The sequence below is a fragment of the Paenarthrobacter sp. genome (assembly GCF_031180005.1).
Classification (GTDB): Bacteria; Actinomycetota; Actinomycetes; order Actinomycetales; family Micrococcaceae; genus Arthrobacter.
Genome location: NZ_JAPSHI010000033.1, coordinates 23441 through 30466, shown reverse-complemented (window position 1 = coordinate 30466; position 7026 = coordinate 23441). Strand labels below are relative to the sequence as shown.

The 7026-nt window shown below is 62.0% G+C and carries 7 protein-coding genes and 1 pseudogene; 6 read left to right on the top strand and 2 right to left on the bottom strand.

The window, feature by feature from the left end; translation table 11 throughout:
* Positions 1-273: pseudogene (locus tag RIF72_RS17885) on the top strand (pyridoxal 5'-phosphate synthase lyase subunit PdxS); the annotation flags it as partial.
* Positions 274-278: 5 nt separating this feature from the next.
* Positions 279-503, top strand: coding sequence for a hypothetical protein (locus tag RIF72_RS17880; RefSeq protein ID WP_309076174.1), 225 nt, complete (start codon positions 279-281; stop codon positions 501-503).
* Between the two features lie 10 nt (positions 504-513).
* Here RIF72_RS17880 and RIF72_RS17875 read toward each other — a convergent pair whose 3' ends face one another.
* Positions 514-1446: a LysR family transcriptional regulator gene (locus tag RIF72_RS17875; RefSeq protein WP_309076173.1), complete on the bottom strand. Its 933-nt coding sequence runs from the start codon at positions 1444-1446 to the stop codon at positions 514-516.
* A 162-nt stretch (positions 1447-1608) separates the two neighbouring features.
* Here RIF72_RS17875 and RIF72_RS17870 point away from each other — a divergent pair, with 162 nt between their 5' ends.
* Complete coding sequence (locus tag RIF72_RS17870; RefSeq protein ID WP_309076172.1) at positions 1609-2910, top strand: aromatic ring-hydroxylating dioxygenase subunit alpha; 1302 nt, start codon at positions 1609-1611, stop codon at positions 2908-2910.
* On the top strand, positions 2907-4316 hold the full coding sequence (locus tag RIF72_RS17865; RefSeq protein WP_309076171.1) for a ferredoxin reductase: 1410 nt from the start codon (positions 2907-2909) through the stop codon (positions 4314-4316). Before RIF72_RS17870 ends, RIF72_RS17865 begins: the two co-directional genes overlap by 4 nt.
* 5 nt (positions 4317-4321) lie before the next feature.
* Here RIF72_RS17865 and RIF72_RS17860 read toward each other — a convergent pair whose 3' ends face one another.
* Positions 4322-5596, bottom strand: a complete 1275-nt coding sequence (locus RIF72_RS17860) for a LuxR C-terminal-related transcriptional regulator (RefSeq protein ID WP_309076170.1) — start codon at positions 5594-5596, stop codon at positions 4322-4324.
* A 151-nt stretch (positions 5597-5747) separates the two neighbouring features.
* Between RIF72_RS17860 and hxlB the strand changes: the two genes are divergently transcribed.
* Both hxlB and hxlA read left to right on the top strand, forming a co-directional pair.
* Positions 5748-6338, top strand: coding sequence for a 6-phospho-3-hexuloisomerase (hxlB, locus tag RIF72_RS17855; RefSeq protein WP_309076169.1), 591 nt, complete (start codon positions 5748-5750; stop codon positions 6336-6338).
* A gap of 63 nt (positions 6339-6401) precedes the next feature.
* The gene (gene hxlA, locus RIF72_RS17850; RefSeq protein ID WP_309076168.1) at positions 6402-7025 is read left to right on the top strand and encodes a 3-hexulose-6-phosphate synthase; all 624 of its coding nucleotides are present in this window, start codon (positions 6402-6404) and stop codon (positions 7023-7025) included.
* Position 7026: the final 1 nt, after the last annotated feature.

Below are 7026 nucleotides of genomic sequence, written 5' to 3'. Positions count from 1 at the left end.
CTCCCCGTGGTCCTGTTCACCGCCGGTGGCATCGCCACCCCGGCTGACGCTGCGATGATGATGCAGCTCGGCGCAGACGGCGTGTTCGTCGGTTCCGGGATCTTCAAGTCCGGCAACCCGGCCGAGCGCGCCGCCGCCGTCGTGAACGCAACTGCCTACTATGACGATCCTGACGTGATCGCCAAGGTCTCCCGTGGCCTCGGTGAAGCCATGGTCGGCATCAACGTGGACGACATCCCGCAGCCCCACCGCCTCGCAGGACGCGGCTGGTGAAACGAATGAGGGATCTCGCTCTCGCCAAAACCGTTCACGGCCGCGGCCTTCGGGCCGACTGGGCTCAGCTGAACGGCCACACGGTGGAGGTGTGGTTGATGGGCCGCCATGTTCTCACCGGTGTAGTGGAGCAGGCTGCCGACGACGATTCCGTGCTGTGGATCGCAGCCGACGGCCTATCCACCAGGAAACTGTTCGATAAGTCGACGGGCTACCAGGTCTGGGCCTGAGGGACTAGTGTCAGCGGTCGTCTTCCGGGCGGGCCGTAAGGATCCGGTGCGCGCTCTCCTGAAGGATGCCGAGAGATTCCTGTATCAGGGGTGATGCAATGCTGCCCCTCCGCACCGCTGCCACAATGCGTCGCGCGGGCTTTCCTTTGCCAGTGATGCGGAGTCGGACCACGTTCTCGGTGCTGTGCAGCGGTGCCAGTCGCGGCAGCAGGCCTACGCCTAGTCCAGCGCCCACAAAAGCGATTTGGGTTTCCCATTCCACGGCTTCATGGGCAATGCGCGGTGTTACCCCCACAGCCGTGAACGCCGCTGTGAAGAGTGCGTGATAGGTGGACCCGGCGGATTCGGTGATCCATGGTTCCGAGGCGAGCTCTTCCAGTGTGACCGTTTCCCGTGCCGCCAATGGATGGTTAGCGGGAATGATCACGTCCAGGGGGTCGTCGAGCAGCACCGTCTGTTCGAAGCGCGGATCATCCTCAACATAGGTGTCGGACTGCATGGCAACGATGACCGCAAGGTCGATTCGCTCCGCAACCAACAAATCGAAGCAACGGGCCGGGTTCGCTTCAAGGACCTGGACCTCAAGCAGCGGGCGTGTTGTGCGCAAAGTAGCCGCTAGCGGAGCCAGCAGCTGGGCGGCCGCCGTCGAGAATCCGCCAAGGCCGAATCGTGACTGCACCTGGTCGCCGGCCTCCATGGCTGCTGCGCGCAGGCGCTCCCATTCGGCAATGAGGGCGTCAGAACCAGCCACGATGAAGCGGCCCGTGGCCGTCAGCCGCACCCCCCGTCCGTCCTTGGTCAGCAGCTGCATCCCGAGCATCCGCTGGAGCTCCCGCAGCTGCGCGGAGACAGCCGAGGGAGAATAGCCAGTGAGCTCCGCGGTCGCGCCGATGGTGCCGCAACGGGCAAAAACTCGAAGTGTGATGAGCCTCGCATCAATCATGCACCTATTGTGCACGGTTATCTTCTGAATCTTGCGCTTTTGTTGCGGATCATTGATCCCTAATCTCATGACTATAAGGATTTCGACAACGCCGCTCGCACCCCACGCAGCCGTGGTCCCCACGAAACACACATTTACCCCACGCCTCCCGGGAGGAAATACATGTCTGCTCCAGTCTTGCCCCTCAACTCACGCGGAAAACTCGCTTCATCCTTGCCTGCAGAGCAGCTGGCAGAGATCAGCGAACTGTTCGAGTTCCGGCGCAAGGGATTTTCCCTCGATGCGCCTTTCTACACCGATGCCACGATCTTCAAGATCGACATGGAAGCCATTTTTGGCCAGCATTGGATCTTCGCAGCCAGCATCGCCGAACTGCCGGAGCCGGGCGACTACGTCACCGTCGACTATGGTCCCTACTCCCTGATCGTCCTGCGCAATGACGACGGCGGCGTGAACGTCCTGCACAACGTCTGCCGCCACCGCGGCGCCCGCGTCCTGACCGAGCCCGCCGGGTCGACAGGCAACCTGGTCTGCGGCTACCACTCCTGGACCTACTCCCCGGAGGGCAACCTGATCCACGCCTCCGCGCCGGGGGAGACGAAGTTCGACAAGGGCTGCTTCGGCCTCAAGCGCGCCCACAGCCGTGTGGTTGCCGGACTGATCTTCGTCTGCATTGCGGACGAACCGCCCACAGACTTTGACGAGACCTCCAAGATCTTCGAGCCGTACCTTGCGCCCCACGATCTCTCTAAGACGAAAATCGCCTACCAGCAGAACATCGTTGAAGAGGGCAACTGGAAGCTCGTCATGGAGAACAACCGTGAGTGCTACCACTGTGACGGCCACCCGGAGCTCGCTTGTTCCCTCTTCCCCACCTGGGGCCTGACGGAGGGCCTGATCCCGGCTCACCTTGAAGAAGTGTGGGACCGCAACAAGGAAGCACAGGCATCGCTCGAGGAGCGCTGCCGCCGTTACGGCCTTCCCTACGAGGTGGTGGAAGAGCTTGACACCCGCATTGCTGGAATCCGCATCTCACGGGAATCGCTCGACGGCGACGGCGAATCGTTCTCTCCCGATGGGCGCAGGCTCTCCAAGAAGCTGCTCGGCGATCTGCGGGACTTCCGGCTTGGCCGCTGCTCGATGCACCTGCAGCCCAACAGCTGGTTCCACTTCCAGAGCGACCACGTCATCACGTTCGGGGTCTTCCCCATCAACGAACACCAGTCCCTGGTTCGCACCACGTGGCTGGTAGCCGACGACGCCGTGGAAGGCGTCGACTACGATCTGGAGAAGCTCACCTACACCTGGAAGCAGACCAATCTGCAGGACAAGGCGTTCGTGGAGCTTTGCCAGACGGGCGCTGGCAGCCCTGCCTATGAGCCCGGCCCGTACATGAAGAGCGAGTACCAGGTGGAGGCTTTCATCAACTGGTACGTGCAGCGCGTCCAGGAGCACTTGGCATGACGGAACTCCTCACTGAGACGTTGGTCCAGGAGCCACATCGCATTCGCGGTCTGGAGATGCCCTGGAACAGGGTGATGGGCAGCACTGAGGGGCCGGCCAGCGCCGCACGTGCGTTGGGTCCCTGGCATCCGCAGGAGTTCATGGCCGAATGCGTGGAGATTGTTCCCGAAGTGGGCGGCATGATGACCTTCGTGTTCCGTCGCATCGATGGTGCACCGTTGGCGTTCCGCGCGGGGCAGTACGTCAACGTTGCTTTCCCTGTGAACGGCGAGGACGAGGATCCTGTGGACCGCAGCTACTCGCTGTCCAGCGCTCCCACCAAACCGTGGACTTTCGACATCACAGTCAAGCGCGATGCCACAGGCCTGGTTTCACCGTGGGTGCACGAGAACATCCAACCCGGCACTGTTCTGGAGATGCTGGGACCGGTAGGGGCATTTCACCTGCCGGACGCAGACCGGCGGGCCCGGTACCTCCTCCTGGCCGCCGGTGCGGGCATCACTCCCATCATGTCCATGGTGAGGACCATTCACTCCTTGCCCGGACAAGCCGATGTGGTGGTGCTTTACCACGGCGCGGAAGCCGGAGGCTTTGCCTTCAACAAGGAGCTGGCCTACATTGCGTCCGTGGATTCGCGCATCAAGGTCTTCTACTCCCTGGGCGACCGCAGCAAGCCCGAGGGATGGGAAGGCCTGAGTGGAAGGCTGACGGCAGCCATGCTGGAGGAGGTTGCCCCCGACGCCAACGGCCGGCAGGTATATGCCTGTGGACCCGAGGGCTACCTGAACACCGCCACCGAACTCCTGGGCAACGTGGGCGTGGATGACACGTCCATCCACATGGAATTCTTCACGGGAGATCGGCAGACAATCCTTGAGTACCAGGCAGAGCTCGCGCTTGCAGTGGACATCGCCGAGGAAATAGCCGAGGAAATAGCGGATTCCGCCGAAGGCTACTACGAAAGCCAGCCCACGGCGTTCGGGCTCTACGAGCCCGGCTACGACGCCGAGGGGCCCCTGAAGGCCACGGGGTTGCCGCTGGAGACTGTCGACGCCGACTCGGACGAAGCTTCCGACGACGGTTCGGATGCGGGAGCGAAGGCCGATGCCCCGGACGCATCAAGCTTCGAGACGGTTGGGACGGGAAGCCTCACCCTGTCCTTCATGCGCACGGGCATCAATGTGCGCGTCGACCCCACCGAGCACATCCTCGGTCCGGCGCAGCGTGCCGGAGTCAGGATCGGCGCGAACTGCAAAGAGGGCATGTGCGGCTCGTGCAAGGTGGTCAAGCTGTCAGGGGAGGTGGAGATGAACCACCAGGGCGGGATCCGTGCCCGGGAAATCGATGCGGGCAAGTTCCTGCCCTGCTGCTCCACCGCACAGACCGATATGGTGATCGACGCCTAGTCTGACTACCGCAGTCCCGCACTGTGGGCCAACGCAATGGCCTCAGTGCGGGACCGGACGTCCAGCTTCCGGAAGAGGTTCCGAAGATGGAATTTCACAGTGTTTTCACTGATGCCAAGATCGGCGGCAATGGAGCGATTACGCTGGCCGGCAGCCAGCAACTGAAGAACCTCGAGTTCCCTGGCGGCCAGCCCCCATTCTGCTACGTCCCCCGCAGGGGTTGACGGCGGATCCAACGGCAGGACCACAGAGATATCGGCGCCCCAACCCTGCATGATGTCCACGTTCATGGTCCCGTCCACCGCCTGTACGCGTTGAAGCAGCCGTTCGAGGGTGGGTCCTTCAGGGGAAAGCTCCCCGCCGCCGTCGTCCCTGACATTAATCAGCAGGTTCTCCCCATCGCAGTCCCATTGCGTCCGGACCCGATGAACATCAGACTGCTCGGCGATAGCCAGGACCAATCCTCGCACCACAGCCCTGGCGGCGTGGGCCACCTCGCCGGGCAATGCCCTTCCGTTCGCGGGCGGTTCGATGAATTGGATGTCGATGTTGCTGAAGTGCATGAGTGGCCTGAGGTCTTCCCGAAGCCTTTCGAATGCCTTGGCGACAGGCTCTTCCACAAGATTGCTGGTGCGGTCACTGAGGGTCCGGAGGCCTACCAAGGCTTTGGCTGTTAGATCAGTAACGAACGTACGCGCCGCACGATCGTCCAGGGAGTTTGAGCGTAACGCCGCGAGGACGGTCTCCAGCGTTGTTGAGTGCTGGTCCACCAGCTCGCCTGTGACGCGCACACGTTCCGCCGATGCGGCCCGGGACTCCAGAAGATACGACGGCGGTGCGTCGCTCACTTTCTCTTGGATGCGCGCCGCTGCAAGCTCCCAAAGGTAGCTCACCATCCGTAGGGATCCACTGCCTTCATCTGCGGCAGTTGGCAGCGGATCGGTAAGGACCAACAGGGCGTTGCTTGGTGGATAGCGGAATGCAAGGACGTCCCGCTGCTGGCCGCCAATCAAAGCGGCCCCCCGCCAGGGTCCCTCCGCATCCACTGAGGCCCGCAAACGTTCCAGTTCCGGAATGGAAACCCTGCTGACGATCTCCTCTGCGCCAGCCTTCTTCTGTGGGCGGCCCGTGCAGTCCTCAGTGAAGATGACCAGGGCGCTCGATGTCAGGAAGGGCAGGGTGGCGGTGCGAAGCTCTTCGGCGATGCCCATCAAGGGAGCTTTCGCGATGGACGCAACCGCGCCCAGAAGAGGCCAGTGGAAGTCGGTGGGTTGTGGCATGCCACTAAGCCTAAAGCAGTTCCACCGCCCTGCCTACCCGAACGGGTGGTCATAACCGTCCATTCTTGCCGTTACACCTACCTGAAGTAGCCGGAACAATCGTTTATAGGCCCTTTGAGGGAAGAGGCACCCACCTGCAAAAGGAGTGAAAGTGAACGTCACCGCAGAATCAGCAACAACCACCAGTGACGACGTAGCCAGTAACGTGTCCCTGATCCTGGGCGAGATGGCAAACACGTCCTCCGGCATTGATTACGGACAAGTGTCCCGCCTTGCCGACGAGATCAGCGGTGCTGAACGTGTCTTCCTCGCCGGAGCCGGTCGGAGCGGCTTGGTCTTACGGATGGCAGCCATGCGTCTCATGCACCTCGGAAAAACCGTCCATGTTGCGGGTGACACCACAACACCCGCCATCAGCGCAGGGGATGTGCTGATTGTCGCTTCCGGTTCGGGTACTACCTCCGGGGTAGTCAAAGCGGCTCAAACAGCTCTCTCGGCAGGGGCCCAGGTTGCTGCCGTCACCACGAACTCATCTTCCCCGTTGGCCGGCCTTGCCCAAGCGGTGGTGGTTATCCCTGCCGCCCAGAAGACGGACCACGGCTCAGATGTGTCGCAGCAGTACTCGGGCAGCCTCTTCGAACAGTCGCTCTTCCTGGTGACCGAGGCTGTTTTCCATTCTCTCTGGGGCGCCACCGACGAGCCCGCTGAGCAGCTCTGGTTGCGCCACGCCAACCTGGAATAGTCCCCGATCAACTCCCAAATTTCCGCCCGATTCACCAACCATTCCAAAGAAGGAAACAACACTATGAAACTGCAAGTTGCACTGGACCTCCTCACCATCGAAGACGCCCTGGACCTCGCTGGCAAAGTAGCCGAGCACGTGGACATCATCGAGCTGGGCACGCCCCTAATCAAGGCCGAGGGTCTCTCAGCCGTTACGGCAATCAAGGAAGCACACCCCACCAAGATCGTCTTCGCGGACATGAAGACCATGGACGCCGGCGAGCTTGAAGCCGACATCGCTTTCAAGGCTGGCGCTGATTTGGTGTCCGTCCTCGGAACGGCGGATGACTCCACCATTGCCGGTGCAGTCAAGGCGGCACAGGCCCACAACAAGGGCATCGTGGTGGACCTGATTGGCGTGGCCGACAAGGTTTCCCGCGCTAAGGAAGCCCGCGCCTTGGGCGCAAAGTTCATCGAGTTCCACGCTGGCCTTGATGAGCAAGCCCAGCCGGGTTACGACCTGCGTGGACTGCTGAACGCCGGCGAAGAGGCGCGCGTACCGTTCTCAGTGGCCGGTGGAGTCAACGCTTCGACCATCGGAGCCGTCCAGTTGGCCGGTGCCGACGTAGCCGTCGCGGGCAGCGCAATCTACAGCGCAGCTGATCCGGAACTGGCTGCAAAGGAACTCAAGGCAGCAATTCAGTAGT

Excerpts from the sequence above, each read along its gene's own strand:
- RIF72_RS17880 (WP_309076174.1), top strand. The coding sequence starts at position 279 with ATGAGGGATCTCGCTCTCGCCAAAACCGTTCACGGCCGCGGCCTTCGG.
- RIF72_RS17875 (WP_309076173.1), bottom strand. The coding sequence starts at position 1,446 with ATGATTGATGCGAGGCTCATCACACTTCGAGTTTTTGCCCGTTGCGGC.
- RIF72_RS17870 (WP_309076172.1), top strand. The coding sequence starts at position 1,609 with ATGTCTGCTCCAGTCTTGCCCCTCAACTCACGCGGAAAACTCGCTTCA.
- RIF72_RS17865 (WP_309076171.1), top strand. The coding sequence starts at position 2,907 with ATGACGGAACTCCTCACTGAGACGTTGGTCCAGGAGCCACATCGCATT.
- RIF72_RS17860 (WP_309076170.1), bottom strand. The coding sequence starts at position 5,596 with ATGCCACAACCCACCGACTTCCACTGGCCTCTTCTGGGCGCGGTTGCG.
- hxlA (WP_309076168.1), top strand. The coding sequence starts at position 6,402 with ATGAAACTGCAAGTTGCACTGGACCTCCTCACCATCGAAGACGCCCTG.